Origin of the sequence: Paenibacillus sp. USHLN196 (assembly GCF_037144955.1) — a bacterium.
Taxonomy (GTDB): domain Bacteria; phylum Bacillota; class Bacilli; order Paenibacillales; family Paenibacillaceae; genus Paenibacillus; species Paenibacillus xylanexedens_C.
The window spans coordinates 205160-223673 of record NZ_JBBCYH010000001.1; the positions used below are offsets into that span (position 1 = coordinate 205160).

At 46.2% G+C, this 18514-nt stretch carries 9 protein-coding genes; all 9 read left to right on the forward strand.

The features are described 5' to 3' along the window. Positions 1-144 precede the first annotated feature (144 nt). Positions 145-6528, forward strand: a complete 6384-nt coding sequence (locus WFI24_RS00870) for a rhamnogalacturonan lyase family protein (RefSeq protein ID WP_336758043.1) — start codon at positions 145-147, stop codon at positions 6526-6528. A gap of 275 nt (positions 6529-6803) precedes the next feature. Then, positions 6804-8516 carry a sensor histidine kinase gene (locus tag WFI24_RS00875; protein ID WP_336758045.1) on the forward strand — a complete coding sequence of 571 codons (1713 nt, stop codon included), beginning with the start codon at positions 6804-6806 and terminating at the stop codon, positions 8514-8516. Beyond that, on the forward strand, positions 8513-9919 hold the full coding sequence (locus WFI24_RS00880) for a response regulator transcription factor (protein WP_336758047.1): 1407 nt from the start codon (positions 8513-8515) through the stop codon (positions 9917-9919). The genes WFI24_RS00875 and WFI24_RS00880 overlap by 4 nt, the downstream gene beginning before the upstream one ends. A 250-nt stretch (positions 9920-10169) precedes the next feature. Further along, positions 10170-11906, forward strand: coding sequence for a sugar ABC transporter substrate-binding protein (locus WFI24_RS00885; protein WP_336758048.1), 1737 nt, complete (start codon positions 10170-10172; stop codon positions 11904-11906). A 60-nt stretch (positions 11907-11966) separates the two neighbouring features. Further along, complete coding sequence (locus WFI24_RS00890; protein ID WP_145325469.1) at positions 11967-12881, forward strand: ABC transporter permease; 915 nt, start codon at positions 11967-11969, stop codon at positions 12879-12881. A gap of 13 nt (positions 12882-12894) precedes the next feature. After that, entirely contained in the window at positions 12895-13788 is an 894-nt protein-coding gene (locus WFI24_RS00895; RefSeq protein ID WP_336758049.1) for a carbohydrate ABC transporter permease, read from the forward strand. A 22-nt stretch (positions 13789-13810) separates the two neighbouring features. Continuing rightward, the gene (locus WFI24_RS00900; RefSeq protein WP_336758051.1) at positions 13811-15439 is read left to right on the forward strand and encodes a glycoside hydrolase family 13 protein; all 1629 of its coding nucleotides are present in this window, start codon (positions 13811-13813) and stop codon (positions 15437-15439) included. A gap of 52 nt (positions 15440-15491) precedes the next feature. Then, on the forward strand, positions 15492-17159 hold the full coding sequence (locus WFI24_RS00905; RefSeq protein ID WP_336758053.1) for a glycoside hydrolase family 13 protein: 1668 nt from the start codon (positions 15492-15494) through the stop codon (positions 17157-17159). A gap of 375 nt (positions 17160-17534) precedes the next feature. Beyond that, on the forward strand, positions 17535-18422 hold the full coding sequence (locus tag WFI24_RS00910) for an aldo/keto reductase (protein ID WP_336758054.1): 888 nt from the start codon (positions 17535-17537) through the stop codon (positions 18420-18422). Positions 18423-18514 lie beyond the last annotated feature (92 nt).

Genomic DNA, 18514 nt, shown 5'->3' on the forward strand with positions numbered 1-18514 from the left:
TGTCTTTTTTTAGACCTGTAAGATAAATGTAAGCGGTAACATAAAGAGGAGGTGGCTGTAAATTGTGTTCATATGACAACAAGCTGGGCAGGATCGAACTGATGATTCTAAAAATGAATTTTTAGATAAGGGGGAGTTAATCGAATGATCCGAAGAACTGTTTCCATCCAGAAATCGATGTTTGTCTCTTTTTTAGCACTCCTTATGGTTATTTCACTGGCTGTTCCTCCGGCGCCGATACGTGCAGAGTCATCAAGCAGCCTGCCGGGTCGCCAAGCAGAGTATCTTAACCGGGGATTGGTTGCGGTTCTTGTAGACAACGGCGTTTTTTTAAGCTGGAGATATTTAAACAATGACCCGGATAATATCGCTTTCAATATATATAAAAATGGAACCAAAGTGAACGCATCGCCCATAAGCGATGTGACGAACTATGTAGACACCACTGGTTTCGACAGCTCGCAATATCAGATCTCCACCGTTATTGCAGGCAAAGAGCAAATGCAGCCGGAGGTTGTATCGGTCTGGCATAACGATTATCTGCCTATTCCGCTCGATAAACCGGCTGATGGCCGGACCAAGGACGGCGGAACATACTCCTATTATGCTGGTGATGCTTCTGTAGCTGACTTGGACGGGGATGGCGAATATGAAATTGTCTTCCTGTGGAGTCCAAGCAATTCCAAGGACAATTCGCAGGCCGGTTATACCGGCAATGTGTATATTGATGCCATCAAACTGGACGGCACGAAACTGTGGAGGATCGATCTGGGCGTAAACATCCGCGCCGGAGCGCATTATACGCAGTTAATGGTGTATGACCTGGATGGCAACGGAAAGGCCGAAGTTGTTGTCAAGACAGCAGACGGCACGAAGGACGGCCAAGGCACGATCATTGGTGACGGCACGAAGGATTATCGCAACGAAGGCGGATACATACTGTCAGGGCCGGAATATCTCACGTTGTTTGATGGTGAGACCGGAGCGGCCGTATCCACCGTGGACTATGATCCACCAAGAGGCAACGTCAGCGATTGGGGTGACGGCTACGGCAACCGTGTAGACCGGTTCCTTGGCGCGATTGCTTATCTGGATGGCACGAAGCCAAGTGTCGTGATGAGCCGGGGTTATTATACCCGCACAGTGCTTGTTGCTTATGATTATGTTGGCGGGGAACTCGTCAAGCGCTGGACGTTCGACACGAACGAAGCAGGATCACAATATCAATCACAGGGCAACCATAATCTAAGTGTGCTGGATGCCGATAACGACGGCAAGGACGAGATCATGTTTGGGGCCTTGGCTATAGACGATGACGGCAGCTTGATGTACAGCACCGGACTCGGCCACGGCGACGCCATTCACGCCGGCCAGCTCGATCCGAACAGGGAGGGCTACCAGGTCGTAAGCGTGCATGAGCATTCGGATGCGGCATACGGACTGGAGATGCGCGATGCGGCAACAGGTGAAATTATATGGGGGGAGAAAACAGGCTTTGACACCGGTCGCGGGATGTCGGCGGACATTGATCCGAACTATCCGGGTTACGAATCATGGGCCACGACCGTTACCAACGGGCAAAGCGTACCTGTAACCCATACCTATTCGGCTACCGGAGAGGCTATCTACACTGTGGACGAAGGGCCCAAAACCGCCAATTTCGCCATCTGGTGGGATGGAGATCTTCAGCGGGAGCTGTTGGATCATGAATGGGACAACAGTACAGCCAAAGGAACCCCGCTTATTTTTAAATGGGATTACGAGAACAAAAAGCTAAATGAAATCTTCCGGGCGACCGGTGCGTTAACGAACAACCACACCAAAGGTAATCCTGCACTTCAGGCGGACATTCTGGGCGACTGGCGTGAGGAGCTTCTGCTGCGGAGCGAAGATAGTTCGGAGTATCGTCTCTACACGACGACCATTCCTTCAGACTACCGCATCCCTACGCTGATGCAGGACCCTGTGTATCGACTTGGCGTAGCCTGGCAAAATGTATCTTACAACCAGCCGCCTCATACCGGCTTTTATCTTGGCGCAGAAGCTACAGCATTCCCTAAAGCCGATCTGGCGCTGACCCGCGAAGCTGAAATGCCTGAGCCGGTCTACCGCTTTAATTTCGGTACAGAGACTGCGTCGGGAAGTACGAACATACAGGATACGCTCTACGCACAAGATCCGGGATACGGGTTCACGGATACAAACGGTATTACGGTAGGGGCAAACCAGGTTTCGGCCGCGGCAGGCACGACATTTGCCGTTGATCTGCCCAATGCGAACTATAAGGTGACGCTACGATTGGGCAATGATGCCAATGACTCGAACGTTGGGGTCAAATCCGAATTCGTCCAGAAGCTCGCCGTAACCAATGTGACAGCAGGAACACCACTGGAGTATTCCTATGATATTGCTGTGGTGGATGGACAGCTTGATCTTCTCTTCTCTGGTACTGCCATAGACATCCAAGATGTCATCATCGAGAAATATCCGGAGAAAGCGGCCGGTGCGGCAACGACGATCTATATGGCTGGGGATTCAACTATGCAATCTTACAGTGAAATGCAGGCTCCTCAAGAAGGATGGGGCCAGCAGTTTGGACGGTATTTCTCCAATGGGGCAGTGATCGTGAACGATGCGATCGGTGGCCGAAGCAGCAAATCCTTTATGGTAGACGGTCGTCTGGATACGATCCTGCAACGAATTAAGCCGGGGGACTTCTTCTTCATTTCCTTTGGTCATAACGATGCCAGTGTTGGCATACCGGACCGTTACGCATCACCGGAGGACTATAAGACTTACTTAGCTCGTTATGTAAACGGTACCAAACAGCGTGGCGCTACACCGGTATTGCTCACTCCGGTTGGACGGAGAGATTTCAATACAGTGACTCAGGAATTTAACGTCAGTTTCCCTGCCTATGTGCAGGCCGCCAAAGAAGTGGCGGAAGAGCAGGACGTGCCGCTGATTGATCTCAGCAAGTTGAGTATTGCGTACTACGACAAAATTGGTAATACAGCTTCGGAAAAAGTGTTCCTATATGCTAATCCGGGTGAATATCCAAAATACCCGAATGGAATCAACGATAATACCCATTTCAGCAGCTATGGTGCGCAGAAAATTGCCGGACTCGTTGCTGGTGCGGTCAAAGACATGGAGCTGAGCATCTCATCGCTGGTCATCGACCCGGATATTTCCGAACCCGAGCCCGAGCCGGAAATCCAGCTATATGAGGAGGATTTTGAAGGCGACGCTGCCGGTTACCAGTATGCGATGGTCAATGCCACAGGTATTGGAGGAACCATGACGGGGACCGTTGTTGAACAGTCCGGAAATAAGGTGCTGTCCATCGCGGGTTCAGGATCAGGCAATCGGGCCAAAGTATTCCGTCTGTTTGATGCCGTAAACGGCGATCAGGTGAACGTGAACTTTGACTGGCAATCCGGTAATGTGAGTGCCTATCCGTCAGAAGGCCATCTCACGATTCAGGATTCCAACGAAAATGCCCTTTTCACACTGTATACCAAAACCGGAAGTACCAAAATTCATTATTATGTCGGTGCATATAATCCGGACTACGGCACAGGAGATACGGCCATACCCGAAGGAGGAACGGCTACAGAGATTTCCAAGAACCAGTGGGTCAATGTGGATGCAACTGTTAATTTTGCCGAGAAAACATTGGATCTGACATTAACGAACCTGGCCGATCCGACAGTTACCCAAACGATTGCAGATATCTCGCTGAGTTCCGCCGCATATGCGGACAACGTCAGATCCATGCGGTTCCTGGGAACGAGAAAAGGCGGTGGAGGCACGTTGAACTGGACTACCCAGATCGACAACGTGCGAATTGAAGGCACTCAGATCTCTTCGGAGGGTGGCGATCAGACAGCCTTAATCGCTCTGTACGATGAGATTAAAGCACTGAATCTGTCGGATTATACAGATGCATCGAAGGCCGTGGTGAATCGGGCTTTGGCAGCTGCGGAAGCTATATTCAATACGGAAGCTACCCAAGCTCAAGTTGACCATACGTTTAACATGTTAACTGTTGCGAAGGATTCATTAACAAGTGAACCGGGCGAAGAGATAAGCGAATACAAATTTGACTTTGGTTCTGGCAGCGCAGCCGACGGATACATCAAGGTAGATGCCAAAAGAGCGTACATTGAAGGCAACGGGTACGGTTTTGCCGATACTGCACTCACCAAAGATGAGAACCGGGAAACCGGAGATTTGCTTAAGGAAGATTTCACACGAGTAAACGGTACCTCTTTCCTGGTGGAAATGGAGCCGGCGAATTACCGGGTAACGATGACCATCGGGGATGCGGAGGAATTGACCAGCGCAAATGTCGTTGTAGAACAGATGACAAAGCTGCCGCTTACAAGCATTGCCAAGGGCGAATTCAAAGAAATCACGTATGACATTGCCCTGATCGATGGGGTCTTTAACTTCAATTTCACCGGAAATGCACCGAAAATCAATGCGCTGAAGCTGGAGCGTCTGCCAGATCACAGTGCAAGTGATAAACCTGTTATTTATTTGGCCAGCGATTCCACTGTAGCCAATTACGCGGAAAACTATCGTCCACAAGCAGGCTGGGGAGAAACTTTGGGTGGATATTTTGATCCAAATGAAGTCAGTATTGATAACCGGGCAGTTGGAGGTTTGAGCAGCAAAACCTTCCTGGTCGGTGGATATCTCAACGATATTTTACTCGACATTCAAGAAGGCGATTATCTGTTCATGCAGTGGTCTCATAATGATTCCACGCCGTCCCGTCCAGAGCGTTATCTCACGCCCGAGCAGTTCAAGGTATATTTGAAAGAATACATTAACGGCGCTCTGCAGAGAGGTGCGATTCCGGTTCTGGTCACGCCAGTGAACCGCCGTGACTTTACCGGAGAAGTGCTGAACAAAAGCTTCCCGGAATACGTACAGGCGATGAAAGAAACGGCGCAGGAAACGGAGACGCTCATCATTGATCTGAACCAAGCCAGTTGGGAGCATTTCCAGGAGCTTGGCACAGAAGGAACCAAATCGATATTCATGTGGGTAGGCTCAACCGAGGACAATACACATTTGCAAATGAACGGTGCAATCAAGGTATCTGAACTCGTAGCACGCCTTGTGAAGGAATTGAATATTCCGCTATCTGATTTTGTTACATTGGAAGGGGAATTTCCGGAGCAGGAAGCCCCGCATACTACGGCAACTGTGGAAGGAGAATCGCAGAACGACTGGTATACTTCTCCAGTTCAAGTAACCTTCACAGCAAGCGATGAAGATTCCGAAATCGAAGGGACCTATTATCAAATTAATGGTGGCGAAACGGTGAGTGGCACACAATTGACCCTAACTGAAGAAGGAACACATACCATCACCTATTGGAGCGTCGATGTTGACGGTAACAAAGAGAGCGAACAGTCTTTGTCCATATCCATTGATCTCGTACCTCCAACCATTGAAATTCATGGTCAAACCGAATATACCATTGATCAGCACGTGGAAATTGGCTATATAGCCTCCGATTCGGTATCCGGTGTGGAAGCACCAGAGGGTGTGCTCCTGGACACTCCGGCATATACACTGGAGCCCGGTCTGAACAAGGTTACGGCAACCGTTTCCGACTTGGCTGGCTGGGAACAGACGGTAGAATATAGTTTTGGGGTTATTGCTACATTCGACAGCCTGATCCATCTGACCAATGCATTCGCGGATGAATCGATCGATCCTAATGCTGGTGTTCTAGCTGATCAGCTTGCGAACACGTTACAGCAGGCACAACTGGCAGCAAACAATCTTGAAGGAGCGAAGGCGCGTCAACTGCTCACATCTTACGGTAATGATGTTCAGGCTGCTAGAGGAACTGTATTCACGGATGAGCAGACAAATGTGCTGCTTAAGTGGGAAGAATGGCTTAACAAAGCAACTCCGCTAGCGAATGGGGCGCCTGGGACTCCAGTGCTATCTGACAATAACGGTTATGACACAGGGCTCAAAGATGGCGACTACACGGTCACGATGAATCTATGGTGGGGCAATAATGGCAATCAGTTCAAACTGTATGAGAATGGTGAATTGATTAAGGATATTTCTCTGGTCGATCAATCCCCATCCGCACAGTCTGTTAAAGTGGATATTACTGGACAGAAAAATGGTACCTATATCTATACCGGGGAATTGATTAATGCACTCGGTACAACCACAAGTGTACCGCTGACAGTCATCGTCACAGATGCTTCCCCAGGGCAAGCCGTTCTGTCGAATGACAACTGGGACGGTGACGGCAACTTTAATGTCACTATGAATCTGTGGTGGGGAACAAATGCAACCGAATACGAACTTTACGAAAATGGTGTATTGATCGATACACAATCGCTTCAATCTAATACGCCTAGTGCACAGTCTGCAGTTACCGCAATCTCTGGAAGGGCACCTGGAATCTACGAGTATGAAGCGGTACTTCGCAATTCCTCAGGGGAAACCAGATCACACAAATTAAATGTGACGGTACGAGAGTAGACTGAAATGTTTGAGCATTCCATGAACAAGAAGTGATTACAACTGAAGTAAGGTACGCATATAAAAGTGCTATTCCTCATCATCTTGAGGAGTAGCACTTTTTATATGCGCTCCGTATGAAAGCGTTTGACTTATTTGAATATCAATCTATAATGATGAAAGGAAATTGGACTTGGACAGGATACAGACAGCGTGTCCGCTTGAATGTATATTCAGAGCAAGCTTCCATACATAGGAGGCTTGCTGTTTTATTTTCAGAAGGAGAATAGGTCCCCATGACACTTAAAAAAAGAATATTTTTACTGTTCTTTCTCAGTGCGTTTATCCCCTTTATCAGTATATTTGCGATTTCTTATTATACGATCGACTCCATTTTCGCAAATAAGATCGATGATGGCATCCGTAGCAATTTACAGCAGGTGACATCCTCATTGGAGAATTCCATCACCAATCTGAATCACGTTACGCAGCAATTATCTTACAGGGGTACTTTAGGCAAAAGAATGGATGAATTCTTGAACCCGTCCTCCGATATCTTCGAACTGATTGAGGCCAGGGACGAAATAAAGAACGAGTTAAGCGTTGTCACCTTCACCAATCCTAATATCGGATTGACCCTATATTACTTTCAAAAAGAAGGAACTACGCAGTTCGGCAACTTTCCAATCAAGGATCGTTTATCTCCTGAGTCTTTGCCTGTGCTCTTCCAAACCTATGGCATTAAGTACTATGGCCCTCATATGAGTATGAACCGATTTGATGATCAACTCGTTCTGTCTGCTATGCGAAAAGTACAACTTTCCGAGAGGAACGACGTGTTTATTTACGTAGAATCAGGCTTTCGGCTTACACAGGATATCTTGGGCTACAATCAATACAACGGCGCATTATCTCATCTCATCCTGGATGGTAAAGGCAACATTGTGTACAGCGAAATACCGGAAGCCATGAAGGTAGGAGAGAATTTCACCAGCTTAACGGCCGATCCTGCCAAGGACGGAATATCCCGCGGGTATCACTGGTTCAAAGAGGATTCCTCACAGAAATGGAGTGTCGTATCGGTCATTTCACAGTCTCAATATCAACAGGAGAAAAACCAGTGGTTGCTTCAAATTTTGCTGGTCGCTTTATTCTTCCTCGGCTTTACCGTATTTCTTGCTTGGCTTCTGTGGAAGATGGTCTACAAACCACTTGGCCTGTTCCATTCGGAAATCAATGGGATGTCCAAGAATCCACAAACGACAGGGAGCCGAGCGCGCACTCAGATTCCCGAATTCGATTTTCTGTTGGGTGAATTTTCGAATATGCAGCATCAAATCGGTGATCTCTTCAGGGAAGTGCAGCAGAAAGAGAAGATTCGTGCAGATCTGGAAGTGGAGAAACTGCTCTATCAGATCAACCCGCACTTCCTGATGAATACGCTGGATACGGTGCACTGGCTGGCGGTCATGAACGGACAAGGGGAGATCGACAAGCTGGTACAGTCATTAAACAAGCTGCTCTATTACAATTTGGGCAAATTAGGGCAAGTGTCCACCATGGAAGAGGAGATTGATGCGTTAAGGCAGTATCTGATTTTGCAGCAAATTCGATATGACTTTGAATTTGACGTCCGCATTACTGCAGATGAACAAGTACTTCAAATTCCTGTGCCCCGCTTTATTCTGCAACCGCTGGTTGAAAATTCGTTATATCATGGATTGAGTGACGAAGGTTTTATTCAAATTGAAGTGACATGCACAGCAACATTGAACATTATGATACAAGATAATGGTGCAGGCATGACCGAGGAAACCATTCATAATCTGCTGAACAATCGTGAAGCTGAACAACAAAAAGTAGGGATGGGCATCGGACTCAATTACGTTCACCGCATGTTGAAGGCACAGTACGGAGATGAAGCACAACTGGTGATCGAGAGTGAATTGGGAACAGGGACAAGCATACTGCTCGTATTGCCTATTAAAGGAGAAGATATCTCGGCATGATTAAGGTATTGATTGTAGATGATGATAAGCTGGTACGTAAAGGCATTAGCTCTGCGATGCCATGGAACGAGTTCAACATGGAAGTCGTAGGCGAAGCAAGCAACGGGGAGAAAGCGCTGGATTTCTTAAAATCACAACCGGTCGATCTGATGCTGACGGATCTTGCGATGCCCGTCATGTCAGGGATCGAATTGATGCGAGCGGCGAGGCAGCTCTATCCGGAACTTCATATCGTCGTGTTGACACTGCATCAGGATTTCGATTATATCCAGGAAGCGCTGAGGCTCGGAGCCATCGACTATATAGCCAAAGTGCAGCTGGAGAAAGAGCAATTCGAACATGTTCTGCATCGGATACATACCCGAATTAGCGGGTTGACGAGCACGAAAACAAAGATGCCTTCACAGAATGAAATCAACGTCCAGTACTCAAGTGTCTATGCACTAGTTTCACAGGATCGCAAATCAGAACAAAAATGGCCAATAGAGCTAACTGCGCATGGTAATCAGATCCAATGGGAGGTTGAGAGAAATAGCTGGATGTGGGTAGCACCCCAAAATGAAGAGGATCAACTATTCCTGCAATTAAAGGAATCCCTGAATCAAGTTCCCCAAAGTACGTTGTTGGTTTTGTCTGATGTACAAGAGCGAACATGGTCGCAAATCAAAAACTGGATTATGAATTATACAGAGACGTCTTTATTCTATGCGTACAACCCCAATAACCAAGTCATTGCCGTTTCGATGAATGAGGAGGATACATTCTCAAAAGAACCGCAGGATGAAGACATTGACCGGATTAAACAAAGTTGGTTCCAAACCCCATGGACCCACCATGACAGCTACTACAACCAACTTATGGACCAGTTCAACTCATTACGATTACATAAAGGTCAGTTGATGGGATTGCTGTACTCGATCGTGATGGAGTGGAACTACCTTTTTGCCCAAACTACCCTTGGAAGGATCTCTATGATCCATTCTTTCGAGTCCTGGTACGAGGTTGAAGAATGGATTAAACAGACTGCTGCAGGCATTCGAAAGGCCGATGAACAGATTTCGTATTCACAGGAAATCATCGATGCCGTGAAAAAAGCGGTGATGATCGTGCAGCAGGATTTGGAACAGGCCTATACAGCTTCAGCTCTCTCCCAACAGCTCAACATCAGCCGAAGCTATTTCAGTCAATGTTTCAAAGATCTGATGGGGAAAACCTTTAATGAGTACTCCCGCTTCATCCGGGTAGAGAAGTCCAAAGAGTACTTGCTCAATACAAATAATACGATTTTCTGGATTGCGGAGCGAGTAGGTTATACAGATGAAAAATATTTCAGCCGGATTTTTCGCGAAATGACAGGTCTTCTGCCAAGTGAGTATCGGCAGTTAGGTAGAGGAAATAAATAGCCGCCAGCTTCCTGGTAAGGAGCTGACGGCTTTTGTTTTTGATAAAGCATAAGGACAGATAGACGAATGTAAGTCAGTAGGTAGGGTATATGATCACAAGCTAACCAATGCTTCATGACACCGGTTCAAAACCGGATACATTTCTCTATCCAAACGACAGTACAATCTCTATCTCGATCGGTCTTCACTTCATTTTATAATGAAAGCGCAAACAAATATTGAACATCAGAATAAAGGGGAATCGAATGAGATGAGAACTAATTGGTCTATGAAAAGCAACCGGTTGACGAAGCGTCTCGCCGTGCTGTCCATGTCTGCCTTGATGGTTGCAGCCCTAGCGGCATGTGGAGACTCTTCTAATCCTCCTACTGCAGAGGAAGCAGGCAAATATGAGGTAACGCCGGGAGATCCGTTCAGTGCCTATAAAGACGAAATCACCGTAACCATGGGACGAGTAACCACAGCCAACCCGAAACTGCCGGCTGGAGATACCTATGAGAATAATGCGTATACCCGGCTGGTCAAAGACACGTTTAACGCCAAGATTACAGATCAATTTGAAGCCAATGGCGAAGATTATAGCCGTCAAGTTTCCCTCGCCATCGCATCCGGGGAATTGCCTGACATGATGCGTGTTGATTCCAAAGATGAACTGAAAGAGCTGGTGGATAACGATCTGATTGAGGATCTGACAGCCATTTATGATCAATATGCCACAGATAACATTAAGCAGATATACGATTCCTATGATGGACGTGCATTAGAAAATGCAACGATTGATGGACGTTTGATGGGCCTTCCGGCGACTTCTCTGGATTCTGCACCAACGATGGTTTGGGTCCGTCAAGATTGGCTGGATTTGCTGGGGATTCAACTTGATGCAGACGGAGACGGCGCCATTTCCCTAAATGAAGTGGAGCAAACAGCGCTGGAATTCCTGAAAAGAGATCCTGGCCAATCCGGAAACCCGGTAGGTATTCCATTTGTGAACACGATGAACACAACAGATTATAATGGCTCTGCTTATACGATGCTGGGTGTAGCTTCAACCGAGGGAGCCTTCCCGCAATATTGGATGAATGGTGAAGACGGCAAAATTGTATATGGTTCCACGACAGAAGAAACGAAGAAAATGCTGGGCACCATGGCGGATTGGTTCAAGAATGGTATTATCGACCCGCAATTTGGAACCCGCACGTTTGATGATATTACCGCACTCTACGCCAATGGCCAAAGTGGTATCGCCTTTGGACCGTGGCATATCCCTGACTGGGGACTGATCAGTGCAAAACAGATGGATAAAAATGCGAAATTCTCGGCTTATACGCTGGAGGATGCAGACGGCAAGGTCAACGTGGCGCATGCCAACCCATCCAATCAGTTTATCGTGGTGAGAAAGGGATATGAACACCCTGAACTGGCCGTTAAGATTGTAAACCTGTTCTACGATAAACTGGCCAATGATAAAGATGCCGCAACAACCATGCCGGAAGCTGCCAAATATCAGGAGACCGGGGTAGACGGATCTACGAGACCCTTTAATATCGAAGTCAACTCGGCTACATCGCTGCTGGATGATTACTCTGACGTTGTTCGCGGGATTAAAGGAGAGATCGGCCTGGATGAGGTTCGAACAACCGAATCGAAGAACAATATTGGAAGCATCAAAACCTATTTGAGTGACATGGATACGGATGATGTGACTGCTTGGTCAAAATATCATTCGCGGATCAACGGAGTTGGACTGATCGACAAACTGACTCAGGAAAACAAATTTGTCTGGATGACACCTGCTTTCTCTGGCACTACACCAAGTATGAAACAGACATGGGCTAATCTGACGAAGTTGGAACAGGAATCGTTTATCAAAATCGTAACGGGTTCAGAACCGCTCGATTACTTCGATACATTCGTCAGTAACTGGAAGAAACAAGGTGGTGATCAAGTCATTCAAGAAATTGAAGATGAGATCGCATCAAAACAATAATATCCATGAACAGTGGCAGGGCTGCGATTCGCAGCCTTTCTTCAGGAAAGGGGTTCATCCATGAAACAGGGGAATTTGAAAGCGAGAGGGCGGCTAGGCCCAGGTGCGATGTACCATATGATGATGCTGCCTGGCATTTTGTTTTTGCTTGTATTCAGCTATGTTCCAATGGTCGGCATCATTACGGCGTTTCAGGACTATATTCCGGCCAAGGGCATGTTCGGCTCCGAATTTGTTGGCCTGAAGCATTTTATGTATATGTTCAAGCTGCCGGATATCGCGCAGGTCGTTAGCAATACGTTGGTAATTGCGATTGGAAAGATTTTGCTCGGAACGATGATGGCTATCATTTTTTCCGTTTTATTAAATGAAATTCGTATCAAATACGTTAAAAAATCCGTGCAGACGATTGTTTATCTGCCACACTTTCTATCCTGGGTTGTACTGGCATCCGTCGTTGTCAACATGTTCAGTCTGGATGGCATTGTGAATCAAATGTTGGCGTTCTTTGGCCTCGAAAATATTAATTTCCTTGGCAGCAACACCTGGTTCCAGCCACTGATTATAGGAACAGACGTATGGAAAGAGTTTGGGTACAGTTCTATCGTCTATTTGGCTGCGATTACGTCGATTGATCCCGGTCTGTATGAAGCAGCAGGAATGGATGGAGCCAGTTGGTGGAGAAAAGTGTGGCATATTACATTGCCAGGCATGCTGCCTATTATTCTGCTCATGGGCGTAATGAGCCTGACCAACATTTTGAGCGCCGGTTTCGATCAAGTCTATAATCTGTATAACCCGGTTGTCTATGAGTCGGGCGACATCCTGGATACCTATGTTTATCGGATCGGTCTCGTTGGGCGACAGTATAGCTTCGGTACAGCTGTTGGTTTGTTCAAGTCCGTAATCGGTATTGTCTTGCTCTTGTCTGCCAACCAGTTGGCCAAAAAATATACGGACAGAAAAATATTCTAAGGAGGCCAAACCTGTGTCCTATTCTTCAAACTTTAAAGATCGAATTGGCCGGTTTGTCATCTATGCCATCGTCATCATGCTGGCATTGGTCTGCCTTCTTCCGTTATGGAATATCGTCGCCATTTCATTCAGCAGCAGCGAGGCGGTATCAGCAAATGCTGTAGGTCTCGTTCCGGTCAATTTTACAACAGCGGCTTATAGCAAAATTATTGATGATGCACAGTTCTGGCGTTCCTTTGGCATATCTGTTCTACGTGTCGCGCTTACCCTTGTGCTAAACATGATTCTAATTATTTTGATGGCTTATCCGCTATCCAAATCGAAAAGGGATTTTAAAGGCAGAAACATTTATATGAATATCATGATTTTTGCCATGTTGTTTAGTGGAGGCATGATTCCGAGTTACCTGCTGATCAAAAACCTGGACATGCTGAATACGATATGGGCACTCGTTCTGCCAGGCGCTGTCCCCATATTCAGTGTCATCCTCGTGATGAATTTCTTCTCCGCTGTACCTAAAGCGCTTGAAGAGGCAGCATTCATCGATGGGGCGAATCCGCTTCAGGTCTTGTTCAAAGTGTATGTCCCTGTGTCCATTCCTGCGCTGGCGACAGTTGCCTTATTCAGTATCGTGGGTACATGGAATGACTTCTTCAGCGGTTTGATCTATATGACCAAAGTCAGCAATTACCCGCTAATGACCTATATTCAGTCCCTTAACGTGAATATTGCCGATTTGCTTCAAGCTGGCACCAATTCCAGTGAACTCAGCAACCTGACTGAAATTTCGAATAAAAACCTGAACGCAGCCAAAATCGTAGTTGCTGTTATCCCGCTATTGCTGATTTATCCCTTGCTGCAAAAATACTTTGTGACTGGCATTGTCGTAGGATCGGTCAAAGAATAACATTAGAAAGGTTGAATGGAACATGGAAAATAAAAAATGGTGGAAAGAAACTGTTGTATATCAAATATATCCACGCAGCTTTCAAGATCGAAACGGTGATGGAATCGGAGACTTGGAGGGCATTGTGTCCCGATTGGATTATTTGCAGCAACTCGGCATTGGTGCGATCTGGTTATCACCTGTCTGCAAGTCTCCTCAAGATGATTACGGATATGATATTTCAGATTATCAGGACATCGATCCGATGTTTGGGTCTTTGGAAGATATGGAAACGTTAATTCTTGAAGCCAAGAAACGAGACATTCGGATCATCATGGATTTGGTGTTGAACCATACCTCGGATGAACATCCCTGGTTTCTAGAAGCCAAAAAAGGTAAAGACAATCCTTACCATGACTACTACGTCTGGAGAGATGGTGTTGAAGGAACGCCTCCGAACGACTTGGGGTCTACCTTCAGTGGTTCAGCCTGGGAATGGGTGCCTGAGATCGGGCAATATTATTTACATCTATTTTCCGTAAAACAGCCCGATCTCAACTGGGAAAACCCAAAAGTCCGGCAGGAGATATACAACATGATCAATTGGTGGATTGACAAGGGTATTGGTGGTTTTCGACTTGACGTGATCGACTTAATCGGCAAAGAACCGGATTTGAAGATTACGGGTAACGGGCCGAATCTGCATGAATATATCAGGGAACTGAGCAAGGAGACGTTTCAAAAAGCGGAAGACCTGCTAACGGTTGGAGAAACATGGGGTGCCACTCCGGAAATCGCCAAGCTATACAGCAACCCGGACGGAAGCGAATTTTCGATGGTTTTTCAATTTGAACATATCGGCTTGGACGAACAAGAAGGTAAAGGAAAGTGGGATCTTAAGCCTTTGGATGTGATGGCATTAAAAAAAGTGCTGTCCAAGTGGCAGACAGAGCTCAAGGGCGATGCCTGGAACAGTCTGTTCTGGAACAACCATGACTTACCTCGAATCGTATCACGTTGGGGAAATGACGGGGAATTCAGAGTTGAGTCCGCTAAAATGTTGGCGACCCTTCTTCATGGTATGCAAGGTACGCCTTACATATATCAAGGTGAAGAATTAGGCATGACAAATGTTCAATATGCGATTGAAGATTATCGTGATATTGAATTGCTCAATTTCTATAAGGAAAGAATGGGGGAAGGATACCCTGAGAGCAGCATTATGGAGTCGATCTACGCCAAGGGACGCGATAACGCGCGAACACCCATGCAATGGGATGCTTCCGATAACGCGGGTTTTACACGAGGGGAACCTTGGATTAAGGTGAATCCAAATTATACGCATATCCATGCCGAGGAAAGTTTGAGTAATCCCGAATCCATATTCCATTATTACCGGAAGTTAATCCAACTAAGAAAAGATCATGAAGTCATCGTATATGGAGATTATGAGCTGGTCTTTCCAGAGAATCAAGACGTGTTTGCTTATACCCGATCGTTGAATGGTACGACCATTCTTGTCGTATGCAATTTCCAGGGATATACGACTGAATTTCCGCTTCAGGAGCAATTGACAGAGCCAAATCAGCTGTTGATATCCAATTATACAGGTGAAATGTCAGAAAGCGAATTGCGTCCATATGAAGCAAGAATGTACCTTATCCATGATTAAAGCATAATACGTTATATAATGTTCAGTTCTCAAGAAAGAAGGATTGTATTCAATGAAAAAAGTATGGTGGAAAGAAGCAGTAGCTTATCAAATCTATCCAAGAAGTTTTATGGATTCCAACGGAGATGGGGTTGGTGACATCCAGGGGATCATATCTAAACTGGATTATATTCAAGATCTCGGTATTGATCTGATATGGATCTGTCCGATGTATAAGTCACCTAACGACGATAATGGGTACGACATCAGCGATTACTGTTCCATTATGGATGAATTCGGTACGATGGCGGACTTCGATCAATTACTGCATGAAGTGCATCACCGCGGCATGAAACTCATTATGGACTTGGTGATTAATCATACCAGTGACGAACATCCGTGGTTTATTGAATCCAGAGCTTCGCTGGATAACCCCAAACGGGATTGGTACATCTGGAGAGATGGGAAGAACGAAGATGAACCGAACAACTGGGAGAGCATCTTTGGCGGTTCTGCTTGGGAATATGATGAAGTCTCCGGACAGTACTATCTCCATCTGTTCTCCAAAAAACAGCCGGATTTGAATTGGGCAAATCAGGAAGTGCGGAAATCCATTTATGAAATGATGAATTGGTGGCTGGATAAAGGTATTGATGGTTTCCGTGTCGATGCAATCAGCCATATTCACAAAGAAGAGGGCCTCTTGGACATGCCAATCCGAGAAGGCGTCAAATACATCTCTTCTTTTGAAAAGCATATGAATGTCAAAGGAATCCAGAATTATCTGCAAGAAATGAAAGAGAATACATTATCCAAATATGACGTCGTGACTGTTGGGGAAGCGAATGGAGTTAAGGTAGAAGACCAAGAAGATCTGCTGGATTGGATATGTGAAGTCAGAGGGAAATTTAATATGGTCTTTCAATTCGAACACCTGGACCTTTGGAAGAACAGCACAGACAAGCAACTGGATGTTCCCAAATTGAAAAACGTCTTGACCAAGTGGCAAAAATCACTGGAAGGCGTCGGCTGGAATGCTTTGTTTATTGAAAATCACGATCAGCCTCGCAAAGTTTCATCTTGGGGAAATGATACGAAGTATTGGTATAAAAGTGCCACAGCACTTGGAGCCATGTACTTTTTCATGCAAGGTACACCTTTCATATATCAGGGGCAAGAGATAGGCATGACAAACGTGGCTTACCCTTCCATAGAGGATTATAACGATATAGCCGATCGGAATTTATATCAGATCAAACGCGAAGAGGGGATGTCGCATGAGGAGATCATGAACATCATATGGGCTTCGAGTCGCGATAACTCCAGAACGCCGATGCAATGGTCTTCGGCCAAAGAGGCCGGGTTTACCACCGGTACGCCATGGCTGAAGGTGAATGACAATTACGTCAATATTAATGTTGAGAAACAACTTCAGGAGCCACGTTCCATACTTCACTTTTACAAACAAATGATTCAGCTGCGAAAAGAACACGATACGCTGACTTATGGGATCTATGAGCTCCTTATGCCTTATCATCCGAGTGTATTTGCATATACACGTACACTGGGAGACCAACAGGTGCTGGTAGTAATCAATCTTACTGAACACATCGTGGAGCTTGGGGAAGATGAGCTTGGCCTCAACTTCTCCGAGGTCTGGCTTACCAACTATGAGAATGGCTTGCTGCCGCTGGTGTTGCGACCGTTTGAAACTATTATTGGATTAAGCGATAAAGTATAAATCTGATGTTCCTACAGGTATCCAATGAAGCAAACAGAGAAATCACTCTCTAATTTCTGACATCAAGCAAGTGAACCCCTTAGAAAAGGTATTGGAATAAGTGCCGCTTATCCAATGAATTTCTAAGGGGCTTTATTTGTTATGCCTTCAGCCAGCGGAGGGCGTGAAACGAGTGAAGCCAAGTCATTTTTCTTTAAAGGGGATACATTAAGTCAACCTTTAAATTTGAGAGGGTTCTTCCTGCGTATACCGACGAGCATACCTCAGATTGATAATTTGTTAATTATCCTTTATTATGAAAGCGTTATCGTAAATTGAATACTTATTGTTCCATTCGGTCACTTGACCAACATATTAAACCTCGAGGTGAGTAGCATGAAGTACAGAAGATTGGGCAAAACCGAGCTGGATGTATCCGTCGTAGGTGTGGGCACCTGGCAGTTTGGCGGGGACTGGGGTAAAGACTATACCCAGAAGGAAGTCGATGATATTCTTTACCGTGCCAAAGAACTTGGTATTAATTTGATTGATACAGCGGAATGTTACGGACCTCACCATATGTCGGAAAACTTTATCGGCGATTTTATGTCCCGTGACCGTCGTGAGGATTGGGTGATCGCATCGAAGTTTGGTCATCAATGGCATGATCACTGGACCAATGCCTGGAGTGTGGATCAGATCCGTGTACAACTGGAAGAATCCCTGAAAGCCCTAAGAACAGATTATATCGATTTGTATCAGTTCCATTCCGGATCAGATGAGGCGTTTGATAACGACGAGCTGTGGACCATGCTGGACAAGCAGGTACAGGCCGGTAAAATTCGAAATCTTGGTATCTCCATTGGCAGCAACGATAATCTGCATCAGACGAGCAAGGCTAGTGAGTTAAACGCGAAGGCAATACAGGTCGTATATAACCGTCTGGACCAGAAGCCCGAGGAGAGGGTATTCCCGTCATGTCAGGAGCAGGACCTTGGTGTGCTTGCAAGAGTCCCACTGGCCAGCGGCTATCTGAGTGGTAAGTACAAGCCGGGCGCAGTGTTCAATGACAATGTCAGAAAGGGACGCGAGCGTCAAGAGATCGATGAGAAACTGCAGCTGGTAAGTGAAATCCAGAAGAACGAAGTCCCTGAAGGGGTCGACATGGCCTCGTGGGCCCTTGCCTGGTGTCTGAAGCATCCAGCCGTTAGCTGCGTCATTCCAGGATGCAAAAGTCCGGAGCAGGTTGAAGCGAACGCCCGGGCTGCAGATCTGGAATTATAAGCGAGCTTGATTGGTGTAGCTTGCTGAGGGCAATATAATCGTGGATTAAAGTGAATTAAAAAGGAGAAAGCAGCCGACCAAAGTATAAGGGG